The organism is Bartonella sp. MU70NMGDW, assembly GCF_042194085.1.
Lineage (GTDB): Bacteria > Pseudomonadota > Alphaproteobacteria > Rhizobiales > Rhizobiaceae > Bartonella > Bartonella grahamii.
Genome location: NZ_JBHIMK010000319.1, coordinates 1 through 1,299, shown reverse-complemented (window position 1 = coordinate 1,299; position 1,299 = coordinate 1). Strand labels below are relative to the sequence as shown.

General features: G+C 31.9%; 2 pseudogenes. Both read left to right on the top strand.

Going from position 1 to position 1,299, the window contains the following annotated elements:
• Positions 1 to 249, top strand: a pseudogene (locus tag ACFIKE_RS10730) (hypothetical protein); the annotation flags it as partial.
• An 895-nt stretch (positions 250 to 1,144) separates the two neighbouring features.
• Positions 1,145 to 1,299, top strand: a pseudogene (locus ACFIKE_RS10725) (metallophosphoesterase); the annotation flags it as partial.

The window sequence follows — 1,299 nt, the reverse complement described above, 5'->3', positions numbered from 1 at the left end:
ATTAAGCACACCGGTGGTTACATCGGACGGTTACACCCTGAGGGAAAAGAAAACATTCATCTTCCTCCATTCAAGCTGATTCAATCAAAAATAAACCCGTCTTCTTCCCCAGCACATTCAATTGTTCTGAAAGAAGCGACAGAAACCCGTTTAATTAATACCTTTTATTTTTCGATATTTTCTGGTTTCTTGGCGCTGCTTGCTTGCCTTTTACTGTTGAGCAGCATGTGGTATCGTGAAAGCCGTTGAAAAATCTGAAATTTCATATAATAGTCTTAAAATTCAGCTTATTTTTTTGTGTATTTTCTTGTCTTTTACAATTAGATAAAAACATTGATCTATAATGATAATTTATCATTATTGTCATATTGAGTTATTATTCCCTGTAGGGTTTTTCTTTTTTGTAATACTTTCTATATTAAATTAATTAAAATCACTCGCTTGCACATCATTAAAAGAGATCTGTATGAATAAACACCATTGAAGAAAAGAGTAAAGTACCTCTTATGAATCCTCTTAAAGCAAGGATTTTCACAAAATTGGGAGGGAATAGTATGATGGTTTTACTTTGCACCTTGTATAAATGTAAAATGGTGGCGCATAATAAGCCTTATAAACGAGACTTTTCATAGAATTGAGAACTTTCGTGAAATGCGATCAAGCGCACTGGGAAATATCTCTTCAAAACAAATATATGAATGTACAACACAATGATATTTTATTTGGGATCTTCTTCTTGAATCGTTCTGTTTTGCGTGAAAAAATCTCCCGTTAAAAGCAATACATGGCAGCGCAAAACCGTAAAAACTCCTCATAAATACAATACGTTCTTTTGCATTTTATACTGAATAATTAGATTTTTTATGATAATGTGTGGTCGTATGAAAGCTGTTTAAAAGTCTTAAAACTTTATGACCATCATTTTAAAGTCTATCCCATCATAGAAAAAACATATCGGCTACCAAGAATGATATGTTGTATTATGTTGTTCTTTTCATAAAAAATACAATACAGCGTTAATTCTTAAAAGAATTTTCTCATATTTTCAACAAGCTATTTTTCATTTTACAATCCTTCTTGCCTTTAAGTATCAACTTATCTTATGCTTATTATCTAAATCATTTTTAATACTCTACGAGCTTTTATGTTTTATCTTGCCCATATATCGGATGTACATCTTTCCCCTCTCCCGCAACCTTCCCTTTTTGAACTTTCTGGAAAGCGTCTTACCGGTTATCTGAATTGGCAAAGAAAACGTAAGAGTCAAATGGTAACAAATGTCCTAGAAACTTTAATAGA